This is a genomic window from Paenibacillus sp. XP01, from assembly GCF_057364885.1.
Genome location: NZ_CP139481.1, coordinates 6,302,275 through 6,319,826, shown reverse-complemented (window position 1 = coordinate 6,319,826; position 17,552 = coordinate 6,302,275). Strand labels below are relative to the sequence as shown.

The following is a 17,552-nucleotide window of genomic DNA, read 5'->3' as shown; positions in this document are numbered from 1 at the left end:
GAACCGAATTGAACGCGAGAAAGGGGTGAGAAAAATATGCATGAAGCTCCCATTATTGATCTGGGTGGATTCAGACTGGACTTGTCGGTTGTACTGATGCTGGTGGTGACTAGCTTAATCGTCTTTATCATTTGTAAACTGGCGACAAGAAACTTGTCTGTAGACAACCCAGGTAAAATGCAGAACTTTTTGGAATGGGCCATCGAGTTTGTTCGCAACCTGATCTCGAGTACGATGGACATGAAGAAGGGCCAGCATTTCCTTACTCTGGCAACAACCATGATTATGTTTATTTTTGTGGGTAACATGCTTGGGCTTCCTTTTGGGGTAGTCACTGGCATGACTGATGTAAGTCAGGCACAGATTGCGGGTCAACCGATCGTAAGTGCTGTCGAAGCATTCAACGAAGCGCATGAGAAAGATCCGAATGCTCACCCTCACATTGAGATTGCTTGGTGGAAATCACCGACCGCAGACCTTTCTGTGACGATGGGACTGGCACTTATTGCGTTTGTGATCGCTCACGGTCTGGGATTGTTCAAAAATACTAGAGCGTATCTCAAACACTACTTCCAGCCGCATTGGTTGTTCTTCCCGATTAACATTATCGAGACGGCATCCAAACTGTTGACACACGGAATGCGTTTGTTCGCAAACATCTTTGCGGGCGAGGTTCTCATCTCAACCATCATGAAACTGACGGCTTTCAAATGGATTGGTGCAATTGCGGCAATCCCGCTGTTGGCTGCATGGCAAGGTTTCAGTATCTTTATCGGTGCCATTCAGGCATTTGTCTTCGTAGTACTGATGATGGTTTATATTTCACAGACCGTCGAGTCTCATGACGAACATTAAGATTCAAGTCCAAACGGATTAGCCCTGCAGGACTGAACTATAAAATTTAACGATTATTCTAAGGAGGATATACAAATGGGAGCAATGGCATTATTGGCAGCAGCAATTGTTGCAGGATTGGGCGCACTTGGCGCAGGTATCGGTAACGGTTTGGTAATCAGCAAAACAGTTGAAGGGATCGCTCGTCAACCAGAAGCGAAATCCACGCTGCAAACAACAATGTTTATCGGGGTAGGTTTGATCGAGGTATTGCCGATCATCGGTGTGGTTCTGGCGTTCATTTTCTACGGCGCGGCTTAATAAAATCAATGCAGGTTTGGCGGGGAAGGCCACAGCCATCCGCGCCTTCTTTTTAGGTAGCGTCCGTAAACCCGGAAATGCAGCCTGAGGATATCTCCAGGAAGGAGTGAACAGATTGAGTTTCGTATGGGAAAATACAGTTCTGGCGATCATCGCTTTTGTTATTTTATATTGGCTGCTTAGCCGTTATGCATTTGGCCCGCTTTTCTCCATCATGGAGAAACGTCGCGAACTCGTAATGACGCAGATGAATGAGGCTGCGCAGACTCGTGATCAAGCTCTTGCCTATGTTGAGGAACAAAAGAAAGCTTTGGAACAAGCGCGCAAAGAAGCTTACGATATTATCGAGCAGTCCAAACAAACCGGAAACAAGCAAGCCGAAACGATTTTGGCCGATGCCAAATCCGAAGCGAATCGCCTGAAAGACGATGCAGTGCGTGAAATCGAAAGCGAGAAAAACAAAGCGGTTGCGGCATTGCGCAGCGAGCTGGGCTCTGCTTCGGTACAGATCGCTTCCAAACTGATCAAAAAAGAAGTTGAGAACGGTCCTGCACAAGAAGAGCTTGTGAACCAATACCTCAATGAGGTAGGGGGCAGAAAATGAGCCGCGATACGATTGTTGCCAAACGTTATGCAAAAGCATTGTTTGAAGTGGCGCAGCAGCAACAACGCGTGCTGGAAACGGAGCAAGAGCTGCGGGCGGTTGTTGTTGCACTGACCGGGGATAAGGAGATCGGCAAGTTTATCTCTTCTCCTAACATTTCGGATGAGGCAAAACGGAATGCGCTGCACGCCAGCCTTGACGGTAAAGTGTCTGAGTCCGTCCTGCGAACTGTCCTGCTCCTGATCGAGCGCGGACGCGTTGATTTGCTGGATGCTCTGCTGAGTGATTACGTGAAGATCGAGGGAGAGTCGCTGGGCATTGCCGATGCGCTCGTATACTCGACTTATGCGCTGAATGAGGAAGAAAAACAAGCGGTTGCTCGCGAATTCGGCGGCCGTGTCAATAAACAGGTACGTATTGAAAATATCGTTGATCCGAGCCTCTTGGGCGGATTGAAAGTCGCCATTGGCGATACGATCTATGACGGCAGCTTGTCTGGCAAGCTCGAACGTCTTGAGCAGTCTTTTAATAGACGAGTACAGTAGATTGGGGTGAGGACACTTGAGTATCAAACCAGAAGAAATCAGTACATTGATTAAAAGCCAGATCGAACAATACAAAAACGACATCGATGTCGTTGAAGTAGGTACGGTTATTGAGGTCGGCGATGGTATTGCCCGTGTATACGGACTTGAGAACGTCATGTCCAACGAGTTGGTTGAGTTCCCAAGCGGCGTAATGGGTCTCGCCATGAACGTTGAAGAGAGCAACGTTGGTGTCGTTATCCTGGGACCTTACTCCGACATTCGTGAAGGTGACCAAGTTAAGCGTACAGGTCAAATCATGCAAGTGCCTGTTGGTGAGGCATTGATTGGACGCGTTGTGAATCCGCTCGGTATTCCGGTGGATGGCAAAGGCCCAATCGCAACGACGGAATTCCGTCCAGTGGAAGGCCGTGCACCAGGCGTAATGGATCGTAAATCGGTTCATGAGCCGATGCAAACGGGGATCAAAGCGATTGACGCTATGGTTCCAATCGGTCGCGGTCAACGTGAGTTGATCATTGGTGACCGTCAAACAGGTAAAACATCCATCGCGATCGACGCGATCCTGAACCAAAAAGGCAGCGGCATGAAATGTATCTACGTTGCTATCGGTCAAAAACAATCTACGGTTGCGCAGGTTGTTGAAACGCTGCGTCGCAGAGGCGCAATGGAATACACGATCGTTGTAACGGCATCGGCTTCCGATCCGTCACCGCTCCTGTACATCGCTCCTTACTCCGGTTGTTCCATGGGTGAGTACTTCATGTACAAAGGCGAGCACGTTCTCGTTGTATATGATGACTTGACCAAACAAGCGGCAGCATACCGTGAGTTGTCCTTGCTGCTTCGTCGTCCTCCAGGCCGCGAGGCTTATCCGGGTGACGTATTCTACTTGCACTCCCGTTTGCTGGAGCGCGCTGCGAAGCTGAATGATGAGCTTGGTGGTGGTTCTTTAACCGCGTTGCCATTCATTGAAACACAGGCTTCCGACGTATCCGCATATATCCCGACCAACGTAATCTCGATTACGGACGGTCAGATCTTCCTGGAGTCCGATCTGTTTAACGCAGGACAACGTCCGGCGATCAACGTGGGTATTTCCGTATCCCGTGTCGGCGGTTCCGCTCAGATCAAGGCGATGAAAAAGGTTGCAGGTTCCCTGCGTCTCGATCTCGCCCAATATCGCGAGTTGCAGGCGTTCTCCCAATTCGGCTCCGATCTGGATAAATCCACGCAGGCTCGCCTGAATCGTGGTGCTCGCATGATGGAAATCCTGAAGCAAGGCGTAAACCAGCCTCTGCCTGTAGAACAACAGGTAGTCAGCTTGTATACGGCGGTTAAAGGATATCTGGATGAAATCCCTACAGGCGACGTAACTCGCTTCGAACGTGAATTCCTGGCGTTTATGGTGAGCTCGCACCCTGAGATTCTCCAATCCATCGTGGACAACAAAGATTTGACTGCAGACAACGAAACGGCTCTGAAAGCTGCGATCGAGCAATTCAGAAAAAGCTTCGCTGCCTCGCACTAATATAGAAATGCAGCTGCGGAGTTGATATTACGATTCCGCATGTCTGCGTGTACCGACTTCAATATGTAGTCCATATGAGAAGTTTTGACGCTGTGAAAACTTGATGTTGAAGCTTTCGAAGTAACTTTGGCTCTGCCAAAGTTAGGCTTATGCTTACGAAGTAGTTTTGACTCTGTCAAAACTTGAGTTTATGCTTTCGAAGTAACTTTGGCTCTGCCAAAGTTTTAAGGTGGTGAAATCATGGCAAAAGGCATGCGCGAAATCAAGCGGCAAATTAAGAGTGTGCAAAGTACAAAGCAGATCACCAAGGCGATGGAAATGGTTGCGGCAGCCAAGCTGCGCAAAGCGCAGGAACGAGCTGAAGCAGCACGCCCTTACTCTGAGAAGTTGAAAGAAGTTGTGGCAAGCATTGCTACGAGCACCAAGGGGATCAAACATCCGATGCTTGACAGTCGTCCGGTGAAAAAGACGGCTTATCTGGTCATCACATCAGATCGCGGTCTTGCGGGAGGATACAATGCGAATATTTTGCGTTTGGTCAATCAAACGCTTAAGGAGAAGCATAAATCCAAGGATGAGTACGCTCTGTTCGTCATCGGCCGCAAAGGGCGGGACTACTTCAGACGACGTGATATCGCAATGGCTGCAACTACAACCGACTTATCTGATTCACCTGCATTTGCGGATATCAAATCGATCGCACATGAAGCGGTTCATGGATTTGAACTGGCTGAATTCGATGAGTTGTTCATTTGCTATAACCGCTTTGTGAATGCATTGACCCAGATCCCTACGGTGGACCGTCTTCTTCCGATGGAAACACCAGAGGTATCCACGGCAGGAGGCCCGGTAGCTAGCTGCGAATATGAGCCATCTCCTGAAGCTGTGCTCGAGGTGCTGCTCCCGCGTTACGCGGAAACGCTCATCTACGGCGCGCTCCTGGACGGTAAAGCAAGTGAGTTGGGTGCGAAGATGACAGCCATGGGTAATGCAACCAAAAATGCATCCAAACTTATCAATGATCTGTCATTGACCTATAACCGTGCCCGTCAGGCAGCAATCACGCAGGAAATCACGGAAATCGTGGCAGGTGCCAACGCACAAAGTTAAAGATGCATTCTCATTTCTTTCAAAGAAGTGGGAGCAAGGTTCGGCTCGTTGAAAATGGGCGTGTTTATATATGAAAGCTTGCAATGCAAGGATGAATGAACGGAACTTATTTTTGCAAAAGTAGCAGGCTTGTAGGAGGGGAACGTTAAGATGAACAAAGGACGCGTTGTGAGCATCATGGGTCCGGTCGTTGACGTCGAGTTTGAACGCGGCGGCCTGCCGGAAATCCTCAATGCCATTACGATCAAAACGCAGAACGAAAGCGGCGTTGCAATCGACCTTACGCTGGAAGCTTCCAAACATCTGGGTGACAACCGCGTGCGTTGTATTGCGATGTCTTCCACGGATGGACTTGTACGCGGCGTTGAAGCTGTAGACACAGGTGCTCCAATTTCCGTACCGGTAGGGGAAGCAACTCTGGGTCGCGTATTTAACGTGCTTGGCGAAGCGATTGATACGAATGGCGAAGTCAAAGCAGAAGTGAAAAATCCGATTCACCGAGCGGCTCCTGCATTCGACGAACTGACGACCCAAGCAGAAATGCTGGAAACGGGAATCAAAGTTATCGACTTGCTGGCCCCTTACGCTAAAGGTGGTAAAATCGGCCTCTTCGGTGGTGCCGGTGTAGGTAAAACCGTAACGATTCAGGAACTGATCAACAACATCGCCCAAGAGCACGGCGGGATCTCCGTATTTGCGGGTGTTGGTGAGCGTACGCGTGAAGGTAATGACCTTTATCACGAAATGAGCGATTCCGGCGTTATCAACAAAACGGCAATGGTCTTCGGACAAATGAACGAGCCGCCGGGCGCGCGTCTTCGCGTAGCCCTCACGGGTCTGACCATGGCGGAATATTTCCGTGATGAAGAAGGCCGTGACGTGCTGCTCTTTATCGATAACATCTTCCGTTTCACCCAAGCGGGTTCCGAAGTATCGGCCTTGCTTGGACGTATGCCTTCTGCGGTAGGTTACCAACCTACGTTGGCTACGGAAATGGGTCAATTGCAAGAGCGGATCACATCGACGAAAAAAGGTTCCGTAACATCGATCCAAGCGATCTATGTTCCTGCGGATGACTATACGGATCCGGCTCCAGCGACAACGTTTGCTCACTTGGATGCAACGACGAACTTGGAGCGTAAAATTTCCGAGATGGGTATCTACCCTGCGGTAGATCCATTGGCATCGAGCTCTCGTATCCTCAGCCCTGAGGTTGTAGGGGAAGAGCATTACAACGTTGCTCAAGGCGTTAAACGCATCTTGGCTCGTTACAATGAGTTGCAGGACATTATCGCAATCCTGGGTATGGACGAGCTCAGCGAGGAAGACCGTGCGCTCGTTTACCGCGCTCGTAAAATCCAGCGTTTCTTGTCCCAACCATTCCACGTTGCCGAAGCGTTCAACGGTATTCCGGGTAAATACGTTCCGGTTAAAGAAACGGTGCGCAGCTTTAAAGAAATTCTCGAAGGCAAGCATGACGATCTTCCGGAAGCAGCTTTCCTCTTCGTGGGCACCATTGAAGAGGCAGTGGAGAAAGCCAAAACTTTGGTATAATCCGATCCGGGATTGTCCTTAATGAAGTGAGCTATCCTTCGGATAGTTTTCAGGAGGGATGGAATTGAGCACCTTATTGTTGGAAATCGTTACCCCAGAGCGACTTGTATATTCCGAACAAGTGAATAGCCTTATCGCTCGTGGTGTTGAAGGGGAGCTTGGCATTCTGCCAGGGCATATTCCGTTGGTAACTCCTTTGCAAATCGCACCAATCACGATCAAAAACGGAAAGCAAGAAAAGCTGGTTGCCGTAGGTGGCGGCTTTATTGAAATCCGTAAGGATAAGGTTGTTGTACTTGCAGAGAGCGCCGAGTTTCCGGAGGACATCGATGTGGACCGTGCTCGTGCGGCAAAAGAGCGGGCGGAGCGCCGGCTTAGCAGCCAGAGCAATCAGGATCATTTCGATCATCGTCGTGCAGAAATCGCACTGCAAAAAGCGATTAACCGGATCAACGTTTACGGCAAATAAACAATTATGAGGGGGCCTGGCAGTCTAACTGCCGGGCTTCTTTTTAAGGTTGCAGTCCTTCTTGTGATGCGTGCTTGAACATCGTAACGGTGATGATTTTGTTTAAATGCGTTGTGATGGATCGAGAGGATCGAGCGAATCGTGGGAATATGTACCTTTTCGTTGGTTAGAATAGGCGTAGTTTCTTTCACGAAAACGTCTTCTATGATCCGTATAACGTCCTTAAAAAGGGAGATTAGGGGATAGTTCTGCGGGTTTTTTTTCTAGTTTTGATTAGCAAACCTACATAATTGATTATGATATAGGACTAAAGTAATAGGTATCTTTACCACTTAGAGAACCATTTTTTGGCCGCGAAAACCGGAATTATTTCCGAGGAAATGACAAATTCGATATCGAAAAAACGCTCTTTTATGTCGTTTTGGTTACCTAATCCTGACCGTTTGATTTTAGAATAGTTTAGTAAAGTGGAAATCAATGTAATTGACAAGGTATGATGAAAGAGCCTATATTCCATAGAGTCAGATGATGCAAAAAAATGTGTGGGATAACTTTGGAAGAAGGCCATATCATGCTTAGGTAGTGAAGGACAATTTGAATTGTTCGGATTGCTGTAACAAATGCGGAGGTAATGAATATATGGATAATGATCTGACGAATCAGGTAAACCAGACATTAAGCGCAAACGGCTTGATTTCGATCTGTGTATCGCTGTTGTGTATCGCGGTGGCGTGGTGGGCCTTGCAAAATCTAAAGCTGGAACTCATCATTAGGCAGCCGAAAGGACCTCAAGGCAGATTGCTGCATTTGTTGTTGGCGATTATCGTTGGTCATGCGGTATCCGGTTTCGTCATTGACTATATGTCCTGGACCCAGATGCTTCGCTATTTGTTTTGAAGAAGATATGGTTGGTTAATCATCTGTTAGGCTCTCATGCAGCGTCGTTGTCGAATAACATCGATTGATTGTGTTAACAATTAGAATAAGATTGAAGGACAATTGCCGATTGGGAAAAAAATGCGACACAAAATTGGATGGTTTTGATTCATTTTCTCTAAAAATGCTTGTAACCAACAATTCAACGGTGTTATGATGGAAGTTAGGGAATTCACATTTTTTATTTTAAATTTGAAGGCTATAAAGGGATACCCGGTTCAATCCGGCTAAAAATCATCCCGAAAAACAAGGTCGCAGGCCGGTTGGGCATTCATGATTTATTTCAAACGTCCAGAGGCATTCGTCACGACATGTGGTATCATCTATTTGGATCATAAACCAATCTTTTCTGATCAGACATCAAGGTGTTTTCTTACCAGACAATGTCGAAATTCCATATACAGTCATGGTCCTTTCGTTTTTTTGGAGGGGCTTATGCATTTCGGAATGAAGAAAAGGGAATAAAAGCGCGGAGGGAACCATGATGAGCAAATTTATCGTCCGCGGTGGCAAAAGATTGACCGGAAGTGTCAAAGTTAGCGGCGCTAAAAATTCCGTTCTTCCGATCATCGCTGCCTCTCTCTTAGGGGAAAAAGGCCAAAGCGTCATTGTAGACGCGCCTCCTCTAGACGATGTGATGACGATTAATAAAGTGTTGGAATCGCTGGGAGCCAAGGTTACATACCGGGACGAAGTGATTACCGTGAATGCGGAGAATTTGACTTCCTGTGAAGCACCGTATGAATGGGTAAGCAAAATGCGGGCGTCCTTTCTGGTCATGGGGCCTTTATTGACGCGTATGGGGCACACAAGAATTTCTCTCCCTGGCGGATGCGCGATCGGCACGCGGCCGATTGACCAACATCTTAAAGGGTTTGAAGCTATGGGGGCAGAGATCAGCCTCGGCCAAGGGTACATCGAAGCACGTAGCCAAGGAAGGCTGCGCGGCGCTAAAATTTATCTGGATGTAGCTTCCGTTGGAGCTACTCAAAATATTATGATGGCTGCTACTCTTGCAGATGGGGTAACCATTCTGGAGAATGCGGCAAAAGAACCCGAGATCGTGGATCTAGCCAACTACCTGAACGGTATGGGGGCCAAGGTTCGCGGAGCGGGAACAGGCATTATTCGCATTGAAGGCGTGGAGAAGCTGACCGGTGTTCGGCATACCGTCATCCCGGATCGGATCGAAGCGGGCACGTATATGGCTGCTGCAGCCATTTCTGGCGGAGACGTATACATCGAAGGTGCCATCTCGGATCACATGGGCTCAGTCATTGCCAAGATGGAAGAAATGGGCGTCACGATTATTCCTGACGAAAATGGCGTACGAGTTGTTGCAGACCGTCCACTCAAAGCGGTAGACGTGAAGACATTGCCGTACCCTGGTTTCCCGACGGATATGCAGTCCCAGATGATGGCTTTGTTGCTTGCTTCCGAAGGAACAAGCGTTGTGACGGAAACCGTGTTTGAGAATCGCTTCATGCATGTGGATGAATTCCAATTGATGAATGCGGAGATCAAGGTGGAAGGCCGTTCGGCGATCGTCACGGGTAATGCGAAACTGAAGGGTGCCAAGGTAACCGCAACGGACCTGAGAGCAGGGGCAGCCCTGATCATTGCCGGCTTGGTTGCTGAAGGTACGACGGAAGTTGGCGGCGTGCATCACATCGATCGCGGTTATGTACATTTGGCGGAAAAGCTGAATGGACTGGGTGCCGACATCTATCGGATTTCCGTCGATGAGCCGAAGCTGGAATCGGTCAAAACCCCGAACGAGAAACCGGAGGACGAAGTGCCGATGTTCAAGGTGCAACCAACCTGGGCTTAATGAACAAAAGATAATTAAAATGGAATACATGAAAGAGCTAAGCCTTAGAGCTTGGCTCTTTTTTTTGCCTCTTTAATGGATAGATAGGACACGTTTACGATGCCAAATGAGAGATACTCCTTTTTAGGAGCTGATTCTATGAATAGCTGCTCCTAAAGTTCCATCTTTTTCTTTTTAGGCACCGGGCTAGCAGGCGTTTCTCTCAAATCGGGTTCTACCAGATCGTGACCGCTCATACTCTTAACTATGGAATGAAAACGAAAGATGAGTTCATAGGCTGATTACGACAATGGAGGGCTAACGAAAATGAAGGAAGCGCGTATACAGGTCAAATTGCCCCTCAACGCTCCAACGGTTGGAGAAGCAGTAGAGAACGGGGCAGAAGCCGAGGCTGCCCTGCAGCCGGTTGAGAAAAAAGACAAGCCTTTTCCAACAAGGATGCGCGAGGAGCAGGCTCATGCGCCTATTATAGAACTGGATCATTATCGCGTCGTTAAGAGGCGGCGAATGAAGGTGTTTGGACAGAATCGGGGATGGGGTCAGCGTAATCCTAGGAGGTGGCAACCTGTGGCAGCCGTATCCGCGTTGGTGGGGGTGGCATTAATTATACCGGCGATCCTGGTCTGGCCGAATGACATCAAGGTTCCACCTTCTCCGGCTTCGGCGGTGCAGGAACAAACTTCAACTTCCAAACCTTCCCCCGTCGTACCTGTCGCGTATCCTGAGCCGGAGGTGCGGGTGTACCTATCGGGTAAAGGAACTACGATGAACCTGCCTCTGGAAGAGTATGTAGCGGGGGTAATCGCGGCGGAAATGCCCTCGGACTTCCAGCTAGAGGCGTTAAAAGCCCAGGCGATCGCAGCGCGCACATTTATCGTTCGACGTCTGGAGGCCAACGATACAAGCGGCGTGCCGGGTGGGGTCGCTGACGTGACCGATACCGTAAGCCATCAGGTTTTTCTTCCGCCGGATCAAGTGAAGACCGAGTGGACAAAGCTCGGAAAAACGAAGGACTGGGAGAAGCTGCAGCAGGCCGTTCGTGAGAGCAAGGACACCGTGATGACATACCAAGGCAAGCCGATTACGGCATCCTTTTTTTCGACAAGCAACGGTTATACGGAAAATGCAGAAGATGTGTGGGGAAATGCGGTACCCTATCTGAAAAGCGTGGACAGCCCCTGGGACAAAAAGGTAGCTCCGGGATTCGAAGAGACCGTGACGATGAGCCGGTCCGAAATCCTTCGAAAACTGCAGCTTGGCGATGACGCGATTCCCGCAACGGCGCAGAACGGCGGATCCTGGATGGAAGTGCTGTCCACGACCGCAGGACATCGAATCAAGCAAGTGCGGATCGGAAGCAAAGTGTTCGGCGGACCGGAAGTCCGAAACCTGCTCGGTCTGCGGTCCAGCCAGTTCACCTGGGCAGCAGAAGGGGATGAGGTGCGGATTACGACATACGGCTACGGTCATGGCGTCGGTATGAGCCAATGGGGAGCCAACGGCATGGCGCAGGAGGGGTATACCGCAACGCAGATCCTGAAGCACTACTATACGGGTATCTCCTTTGGACATGCATCCAAGATGCTGGCAAAGCAATAACCCCAGAGAGATCGGATGAGGATCTCCACAAAAAAGAACTCGTTTCCTGATAAGCCCCCAATCTCTATCTGATCTTTAAACATACCAGATTCTCATTAATGGGATAGGCTGCATGCCCGGCAGGTGACGTGAGCTGTACTTCAGCCTTATAGATCAACTAGGCCTTTAATGGCGAGGTAAGCTAGAACCAAGCCACCTACCATACCCAGCCCAATCACAAAGCTTTCAAGACTTGGCTATACTCTATCGGATTGAGATTACACGAGAACGGAGCAGGCAGAATAAATCTGAAGAAGCGAAGCGCTCGCCTTTATCCCTGGATTTCAACCTTTTATATAAACCGCAAAAAAGATAACACACGTTAACGGAGAGGCAGAACCAATCTGGAGAAGCGAAGCGGTCGCGTTTATCCCCGGATTTTCCCCCTTAGAGAAGGGGAATCAAAAAAATCCGGGGATAACAGCGATCGGAAGATGGTACTGCACTCGTAGTGGCCTCTTGGGATTGATTAGTACGGTTTATATAAAGGAATAATAGAAATCCAGGGATAACAGCAATCGGAAGATTGTTCTGACAGCGTAGTGGCACAGTGTAATCCGGCAAATTCGGCATGTATAGCACTCTCTGAAAGCTTTGTGAAAATAATTAGAGTCGCCCGTGTATAAAAGAGTTGCACCCGGTAACACTTGTTACTGAGGTGATCAAGATGAATGAACAAAACAAAAAAACCATCCAGGAAGAGACTCCTAAAACAACTCAAGGAGTACCGGCAAGCCAGCCTTCTTCATGGAAAAGAGCAATGTCCAAACGCTGGGTGTTCCCGGCAGCTTACATCGCGGCAGCAGGTATTATACTAACCTTAGTTTGGGTCTATCAAGGAACAAGCCAAAAGACGCTTGAATCCAAACCCACGGGTGTAGTAGAAAACGGCTCCGTAGCTACGGGAGAAACAGCAGCGGAAGAGGGTCAGGAAAGTGTGGAAGTGGTCGCGAAGTCGGAGAATTTTGCATGGCCTGTAAGCAACCCTTCGGAAATCTCGGTCGTGAGACCATTCTATGACAATGAAGGATCTGCCGAAGAGCATGAGGCGGCGATGGTTCAGTACAACGACACATTCATTCCGAATACAGGCGTGGATCTGGCTCGTGGGGATAATGAAACCTTCGAAGTCAAAGCAGCGCTCGGCGGCAAAGTTACCCGAGTTGAACAAAACCCGTTGACGGGTCAAGTCGTGGAAATTACGCACGATGGAAATCTCAAAACGGTTTACCAAAGCTTGGCCGACGTCAAAGTGAAACAAAACGATGAAGTGAAATTGGGAGACACCATTGCTTCCGCCGGCGTGAGCGAACTCGGCAAAACGTTGGGTAATCACCTTCACTTCGAAGTGTACGAAGACGGACAGCCGGTTAATCCGCAAGGATACCTTCCGGAAAAGTAAAATGGTTTATGCCTGATCCGCATGAAGGAGCAGAGGGTTTGTCCCTCTGCTCTTTTCTGTGCTTTTGTTAAAATAATGGGACCTTTGAAGCATGTCACGCTCCAAACCGAGAATATCTAGACCTGCCCCTCATATAATGTACCAAACTATCCACACAGTAGGGAGGCGGGAGCGTGCACGATTACATCAAGGAACGGACCATTAAAATCGGTCGCTGCATTGTTGAGACGAGAAATACGGTCCGAACCATTGCTAAAGAATTCGGCGTATCCAAAAGCACGGTGCATAAGGATCTGACGGAGCGTCTGCCTGAAATCAACCCGGATCTTGCTGACCAGGTGAAGCATATTCTGGAGTACCACAAGTCGATCCGCCATTTGCGGGGCGGGGAAGCAACCAAAATCAAATACAAAAAAACAAGCGGAAAAAAACGCGAAGTATTGGCTTCTGCCAAATCATGAAGGAGCGGGAAAAGACATAGGCCAAAAAGCTCACAAACGGATTGAATCCCTCCCCTGAAGTATGATATGTTAAAAGCTGGTACAGGATCGAATTATGACATCTTATCAGCCCGATTTTTACATATAAATGCTGCACTTTGTCGAACGAGCGGTGACGTGATAAGGGACTCTTTTTCACAGGATACGCTGACCAAAATAATATCACTTTGGGGGCTCTTTTATGTTAAGCAAGGATATCGGTATTGATCTTGGCACGGCGAACGTGCTCATTCACGTGAAAGGAAGCGGGGTCGTTCTCGACGAACCTTCTGTCGTGACCATTGAAAGCGATACGAAACGTGTCCTTGCGGTGGGAGAAGAAGCGCGTCGCATGGTGGGACGCACGCCCGGCAACATTGTTGCCATCAGACCGCTGCGCGACGGCGTTATCGCGGACTTCGAAATCACGGAAGCCATGCTGCGGCATTTCATCAATCGTGTGGGGGCGCGCAACTGGTACAGCCGTCCGCGTATTTTGATCTGCGCGCCGACGAACATTACCTCCGTGGAACAGAAAGCGATCCGTGAGGCGGCCGAACGCAGCGGTGCCAAAGAAGTATTTTTGGAAGAAGAGCCAAAGGCGGCGGCGATCGGCGCAGGCATGGACATTTTTCAGCCGAGCGGTAATATGGTTGTGGACATCGGCGGCGGAACGACGGATATTGCCGTGCTTTCCATGGGCGATATTGTCACCGCCTCTTCCATTAAAGTAGCAGGGGACAAGTTTGACGAAGCTATTATTAAATTCATTAAGGCCAAATACAAACTCATGATCGGCGAGCGTACGGCGGAAGATATCAAAATCGCCATCGGTTCCGTCCATCCGGACGGAGTGAAAAAAGAAATGGATATTCGCGGGCGTGACATGGTATCGGGTTTACCGGTTACAGTCACCATCTCGGGGAGTGAGGTACAGGAAGCGCTCTGGGATTCGGTGCAGTCGATCATCGCGGCTGCCAAATCGGTATTGGAGCGGACACCGCCGGAATTGTCGGCGGACATTATCGACCGGGGCGTTGTGTTGACGGGCGGAGGAGCGCTGCTCAATGGATTGGACGAACTGTTAACCAACGAGCTTCACGTACCGGTATGGGTAGCAGAGGACCCGATGCATTGCGTCGTCAAGGGAACGGGAATCATGCTGAACAATTTGGATCAAGTCGTTAAGAAAAAGTTCTGATCTGCCGATATAAACATCAAAGAGTTGTCCGGAAGGAAGAATGGAACGGGCATATTTTCTTCCTTTTACGTAGGACAAGCATAGGATAGAAAGGGGATTACTCCATGTTAAGAGGGCTGTATACCGCCGCTGCCGGCATGATTACGCAGCAGCGCCGCCATGACACCGCCACCCAGAACATCGTGAACATGAACACAACAGGATATAAACAGGTCAACAGCGTAAGCCGTTCTTTTCCGGAAATGCTGATCGGCCTGGTGGGCGGAGATGTCAATGTGCCGACGAAGCGCCTTGGCCGGCTGAACACGGGGGTATTTGCGGAAGAAAGCTTGTCCATGAACGTGCAGGGAACCCTGATGGAAAGCGGGCAGAAGAACGATTTCGCCATTTCCTCCGACCTGACCCTTAACGATCCGCAGACAGGACAACCGGTTGCCTTTAATGAATCCGGCAAATTCGTGCGTGAGGACGGAACGGTCCTTTATCAGCCGCAGGCTTATTTTACGGTTAGAGACCAGAACGGAAATACGAGATATACGCGCGACGGGCATTTCCAGATTACAGGGGATGGATCGCTGCTGAGCTCCACGGGAGCAGAAGTACTGGACAATAATGGTCAGCCGGTTGTATTGACAGGCTCGGTCGAGCAATTTAAAGTGGATGGGCAAGGACGCTTGGTCGATGTCAATACAGGTGATCCGACTGGAGTCACTTTGGGAATCAGCGTGGTTGACCAACCGAACCAGCTGGTGCGTGAAGGTGACGGCAACTTTAGCCTGAACGGTCAAGGGGGAGCTACGGTTAGAATGATGGCCGCCGGAGACAACGTGCAGATCCGTCAAGGATATTTGGAAGGCTCCAACGTGGATGCCTCGCGTGCCACCGTTGACATGAACGCCGCTTATCGCGCATACGAAGCGAACCAGAAGATGGTGCAATTTTATGATCGCAGTTTGGACAAGGCCGTGAACGAAGTAGGGCGCGTATAACGACGCCGGCATCTACCATATGATTATTGCTGCAGCGCCGAGAGCGGAATGTGCTTGGCGAGCAGAGCAGGGAGGTTAACCCGCGGATGAACAATTCCATGATTAGCGCCATGGTTTCCATGACGGGCATTCAGCAGCGGCTGGATGTTATTGCCGATAATATTGCCAACGTAAATACGGCAGGCTATAAAAGCAAACAAGCTGCGTTTGAGGACGTTCTTACCCGAGTGCAGCAACAACCGGACAAGTACAAGCTGGATGGACGCTCATCCCCGATGGGCTACAATCTTGGTTTTGGCGTACGTTTGGCAAACTTGACCAAGGACATGGGCCAAGGATCGCTCAACCAAACGGGAAATCCTACAGATTTGGCCATTGAAGGAAACGCGATGTTTGCCGTTGAGGTAGACGGGCAAAAAATGTGGACGCGTCAAGGCGCATTCCATTTCGTGGAAGACACGAGACCTAAGGCGAATCCGAACGATCCGGACCGGATGGTGCTCGTGAACGGCGAAGGATATTTTGTGCTGGGACGCAACGGTGAACGGATCACAGCTCCGAACAACAGCAAAGTCGCTTTCGACGAAAACGGGAATCTGCTGGTTCGTCGAGGCAATGCAGCCAACGCAACCATTGCGGCGCAGCTGCAAGTCGTTGACATTGAACGTCCTGAAGGACTGGTACAGTATTCGGACAATTTGTTCGGATTGGGTGCCGGGCTGACCGAAGATGACGTCTTTGGAGCGAATGCGGCAACGCGTCCTTCAACGGCAAACATTCGTCCAGGCTATCTGGAGCAATCCAACGTCGATCTGACGCAGGAGATGGCTTTGTTACTGCAAGGGCAACGAACATATCAGTTGGCAGCTCGAGCATTGACATCCAGTGATTCCATGGCGGGCCTTGCCAACAATTTGAGAGCCTAGGTGAATGCAATGACAGATACACAGCGGCAGAATGAGAAGCCGGATAAGACGAAGGTTAAGAAAAAGAAAAGCGGATGGCGGGTCCTGAGATGGTTTCTGGTTCCATTCCTGCTTGTTCTGGCCCTCGGCGGCGGCATGGTGGCCGGCTATGTGGTACTGGGCAAACAGGATTTCGGCTCCGTGTTCGAGCTGGATACCTGGAAGCATGTATATGATTTGGTGTTCGCCCCATAAAGCGGTGAAATGGATCGAAAACTCCTGCGCAGGCAGGAGTTTTCTTTTTGGCGTTGAAAACAGTATAATGGTGGGTGACGTTTGACGTTTTGACGTCAAAAGAGGCCTCCCCTGCGAAAGACGATTGTCGTCGCGAAGAGAGACCCCTTATCTTAACCTTCACTACTGCAGTCATGAAGGGTAATACTAGTGTGGACGCCAAATGAGTTTTTTATGCAAAAGAAAAATAAAAAATGAACTTGATAGGTGCTTTGTTTTAGGGATGATTCTTTTTGACGACCTAGTGGAGGGGACGGAATCGATTCTGGAGAAGCGAAGCGTTCGCCTTTGGCTCCGAATTTCAACCTCCTTTCAAGCCATTCGGAAAATTCGGGGACAACAGCGATCGGAAGAACGATCCGTAACCGGAACGGCTGAGTCGTTGGAGTTAAAATGTCAGCCATAACGGAAAAGCATCCTATCAATAGCCCCGGGAGGAGAAAATACCGTGCTCGATAGCAAACAGATTCAAGCCATCATTCCACACCGTCCCCCATTCCTGTTGGTGGACAAGATCGTGGAAATGGAGGACGGCAAACGCGCCGTCGGATTGAAAAACGTAACCATCAACGAACCGTTCTTCATCGGCCATTTTCCGGAATATCCGGTCATGCCAGGCGTATTGATCACCGAAGCATTGGCGCAGGTTGGCGCCGCAGCCATTCTTAACGTGGAGAGCAACAAGGGGAAAATCGGATTTTTGGCAGGACTCGATAACTTCCGTTTCCGTGGTCAGGTCGTACCTGGCGATACGTTGATGCTGGAAGTCGAAATTACGCGTCTCAAAGGCTCCATCGGAAAAGGCCAAGCTACGGCAAGAGTCGGAGACAAGGTTGTCGCCGAAGGCGAAATTATGTTTGCCTTGTCTGACCCAAGCTGATTTCATAAGCAGCGCATACGGACGGAGTA

19 protein-coding genes are annotated in these 17,552 nt (G+C 49.5%); 18 read left to right on the top strand and 1 reads right to left on the bottom strand.

Annotated elements, in window-relative coordinates; genetic code table 11:
* Positions 1–36 precede the first annotated feature (36 nt).
* From atpB to SNR34_RS28440, 17 genes are all read left to right on the top strand, one after another.
* Positions 37–855 carry a F0F1 ATP synthase subunit A gene (gene atpB / locus SNR34_RS28520; protein ID WP_236413023.1) on the top strand — a complete coding sequence of 273 codons (819 nt, stop codon included), beginning with the start codon at positions 37–39 and terminating at the stop codon, positions 853–855.
* 75 nt (positions 856–930) lie between these two features.
* On the top strand, positions 931–1,155 hold the full coding sequence (gene atpE, locus SNR34_RS28515) for a F0F1 ATP synthase subunit C (protein ID WP_090903513.1): 225 nt from the start codon (positions 931–933) through the stop codon (positions 1,153–1,155).
* A gap of 115 nt (positions 1,156–1,270) precedes the next feature.
* Positions 1,271–1,759 carry a F0F1 ATP synthase subunit B gene (gene atpF, locus SNR34_RS28510; RefSeq protein ID WP_236413022.1) on the top strand — a complete coding sequence of 163 codons (489 nt, stop codon included), beginning with the start codon at positions 1,271–1,273 and terminating at the stop codon, positions 1,757–1,759.
* Positions 1,756–2,304: a F0F1 ATP synthase subunit delta gene (locus tag SNR34_RS28505; protein WP_236413021.1), complete on the top strand. Its 549-nt coding sequence runs from the start codon at positions 1,756–1,758 to the stop codon at positions 2,302–2,304. Before atpF ends, SNR34_RS28505 begins: the two co-directional genes overlap by 4 nt.
* 16 nt (positions 2,305–2,320) lie before the next feature.
* Positions 2,321–3,835, top strand: a complete 1,515-nt coding sequence (gene atpA, locus SNR34_RS28500; RefSeq protein WP_236413019.1) for a F0F1 ATP synthase subunit alpha — start codon at positions 2,321–2,323, stop codon at positions 3,833–3,835.
* Between the two features lie 240 nt (positions 3,836–4,075).
* Positions 4,076–4,945, top strand: coding sequence for an ATP synthase F1 subunit gamma (gene atpG / locus SNR34_RS28495; protein ID WP_236413017.1), 870 nt, complete (start codon positions 4,076–4,078; stop codon positions 4,943–4,945).
* Between the two features lie 150 nt (positions 4,946–5,095).
* On the top strand, positions 5,096–6,499 hold the full coding sequence (atpD, locus tag SNR34_RS28490) for a F0F1 ATP synthase subunit beta (RefSeq protein WP_236413015.1): 1,404 nt from the start codon (positions 5,096–5,098) through the stop codon (positions 6,497–6,499).
* Positions 6,500–6,563: 64 nt separating this feature from the next.
* Positions 6,564–6,968, top strand: coding sequence for a F0F1 ATP synthase subunit epsilon (locus SNR34_RS28485; protein ID WP_236413013.1), 405 nt, complete (start codon positions 6,564–6,566; stop codon positions 6,966–6,968).
* Positions 6,969–7,607: 639 nt separating this feature from the next.
* On the top strand, positions 7,608–7,865 hold the full coding sequence (locus SNR34_RS28480; protein WP_339274966.1) for a DUF1146 family protein: 258 nt from the start codon (positions 7,608–7,610) through the stop codon (positions 7,863–7,865).
* Positions 7,866–8,388: 523 nt separating this feature from the next.
* A complete protein-coding gene (murA, locus tag SNR34_RS28475; protein WP_236413706.1) occupies positions 8,389–9,735 on the top strand; it encodes a UDP-N-acetylglucosamine 1-carboxyvinyltransferase in 1,347 nt (448 codons plus the stop codon).
* Positions 9,736–10,041: 306 nt separating this feature from the next.
* Entirely contained in the window at positions 10,042–11,334 is a 1,293-nt protein-coding gene (spoIID, locus tag SNR34_RS28470; protein WP_486180690.1) for a stage II sporulation protein D, read from the top strand.
* 706 nt (positions 11,335–12,040) lie between these two features.
* On the top strand, positions 12,041–12,775 hold the full coding sequence (locus SNR34_RS28465; RefSeq protein ID WP_236413008.1) for a M23 family metallopeptidase: 735 nt from the start codon (positions 12,041–12,043) through the stop codon (positions 12,773–12,775).
* A 173-nt stretch (positions 12,776–12,948) separates the two neighbouring features.
* Positions 12,949–13,236: a sporulation transcriptional regulator SpoIIID gene (gene spoIIID / locus SNR34_RS28460; protein ID WP_024632710.1), complete on the top strand. Its 288-nt coding sequence runs from the start codon at positions 12,949–12,951 to the stop codon at positions 13,234–13,236.
* A 220-nt stretch (positions 13,237–13,456) separates the two neighbouring features.
* Complete coding sequence (mreB, locus tag SNR34_RS28455) at positions 13,457–14,455, top strand: rod shape-determining protein (RefSeq protein WP_236413006.1); 999 nt, start codon at positions 13,457–13,459, stop codon at positions 14,453–14,455.
* Between the two features lie 104 nt (positions 14,456–14,559).
* On the top strand, positions 14,560–15,444 hold the full coding sequence (locus SNR34_RS28450) for a flagellar hook-basal body protein (protein WP_486180689.1): 885 nt from the start codon (positions 14,560–14,562) through the stop codon (positions 15,442–15,444).
* A gap of 86 nt (positions 15,445–15,530) precedes the next feature.
* Positions 15,531–16,370 carry a flagellar hook-basal body protein gene (locus SNR34_RS28445; protein WP_236413003.1) on the top strand — a complete coding sequence of 280 codons (840 nt, stop codon included), beginning with the start codon at positions 15,531–15,533 and terminating at the stop codon, positions 16,368–16,370.
* Positions 16,371–16,379: 9 nt separating this feature from the next.
* Positions 16,380–16,604: a DNA-directed RNA polymerase subunit beta gene (locus SNR34_RS28440; protein WP_236413001.1), complete on the top strand. Its 225-nt coding sequence runs from the start codon at positions 16,380–16,382 to the stop codon at positions 16,602–16,604.
* A 152-nt stretch (positions 16,605–16,756) separates the two neighbouring features.
* On the opposite strand, the gene SNR34_RS28435 is transcribed toward SNR34_RS28440, so the two are convergent.
* Entirely contained in the window at positions 16,757–17,047 is a 291-nt protein-coding gene (locus SNR34_RS28435) for a hypothetical protein (RefSeq protein ID WP_486180688.1), read from the bottom strand.
* A gap of 44 nt (positions 17,048–17,091) precedes the next feature.
* Between SNR34_RS28435 and fabZ the strand changes: the two genes are divergently transcribed.
* Positions 17,092–17,523 (top strand): 3-hydroxyacyl-ACP dehydratase FabZ, encoded by a 432-nt coding sequence (gene fabZ, locus SNR34_RS28430; RefSeq protein WP_236413000.1) that lies wholly within the window; start codon positions 17,092–17,094, stop codon positions 17,521–17,523.
* Positions 17,524–17,552: the final 29 nt, after the last annotated feature.

Bases quoted from the DNA above. Each gene is read 5' to 3' on its own strand.
- atpB (WP_236413023.1), top strand. From the start codon at position 37: ATGCATGAAGCTCCCATTATTGATCTGGGTGGATTCAGACTGGACTTG.
- atpE (WP_090903513.1), top strand. From the start codon at position 931: ATGGGAGCAATGGCATTATTGGCAGCAGCAATTGTTGCAGGATTGGGC.
- SNR34_RS28505 (WP_236413021.1), top strand. From the start codon at position 1,756: ATGAGCCGCGATACGATTGTTGCCAAACGTTATGCAAAAGCATTGTTT.
- atpG (WP_236413017.1), top strand. From the start codon at position 4,076: ATGGCAAAAGGCATGCGCGAAATCAAGCGGCAAATTAAGAGTGTGCAA.
- atpD (WP_236413015.1), top strand. From the start codon at position 5,096: ATGAACAAAGGACGCGTTGTGAGCATCATGGGTCCGGTCGTTGACGTC.
- SNR34_RS28480 (WP_339274966.1), top strand. From the start codon at position 7,608: ATGGATAATGATCTGACGAATCAGGTAAACCAGACATTAAGCGCAAAC.
- murA (WP_236413706.1), top strand. From the start codon at position 8,389: ATGAGCAAATTTATCGTCCGCGGTGGCAAAAGATTGACCGGAAGTGTC.
- spoIID (WP_486180690.1), top strand. From the start codon at position 10,042: ATGAAGGAAGCGCGTATACAGGTCAAATTGCCCCTCAACGCTCCAACG.
- SNR34_RS28465 (WP_236413008.1), top strand. From the start codon at position 12,041: ATGAATGAACAAAACAAAAAAACCATCCAGGAAGAGACTCCTAAAACA.
- mreB (WP_236413006.1), top strand. From the start codon at position 13,457: ATGTTAAGCAAGGATATCGGTATTGATCTTGGCACGGCGAACGTGCTC.
- SNR34_RS28450 (WP_486180689.1), top strand. From the start codon at position 14,560: ATGTTAAGAGGGCTGTATACCGCCGCTGCCGGCATGATTACGCAGCAG.
- SNR34_RS28445 (WP_236413003.1), top strand. From the start codon at position 15,531: ATGAACAATTCCATGATTAGCGCCATGGTTTCCATGACGGGCATTCAG.
- SNR34_RS28440 (WP_236413001.1), top strand. From the start codon at position 16,380: ATGACAGATACACAGCGGCAGAATGAGAAGCCGGATAAGACGAAGGTT.
- SNR34_RS28435 (WP_486180688.1), bottom strand. From the start codon at position 17,047: ATGGCTGACATTTTAACTCCAACGACTCAGCCGTTCCGGTTACGGATC.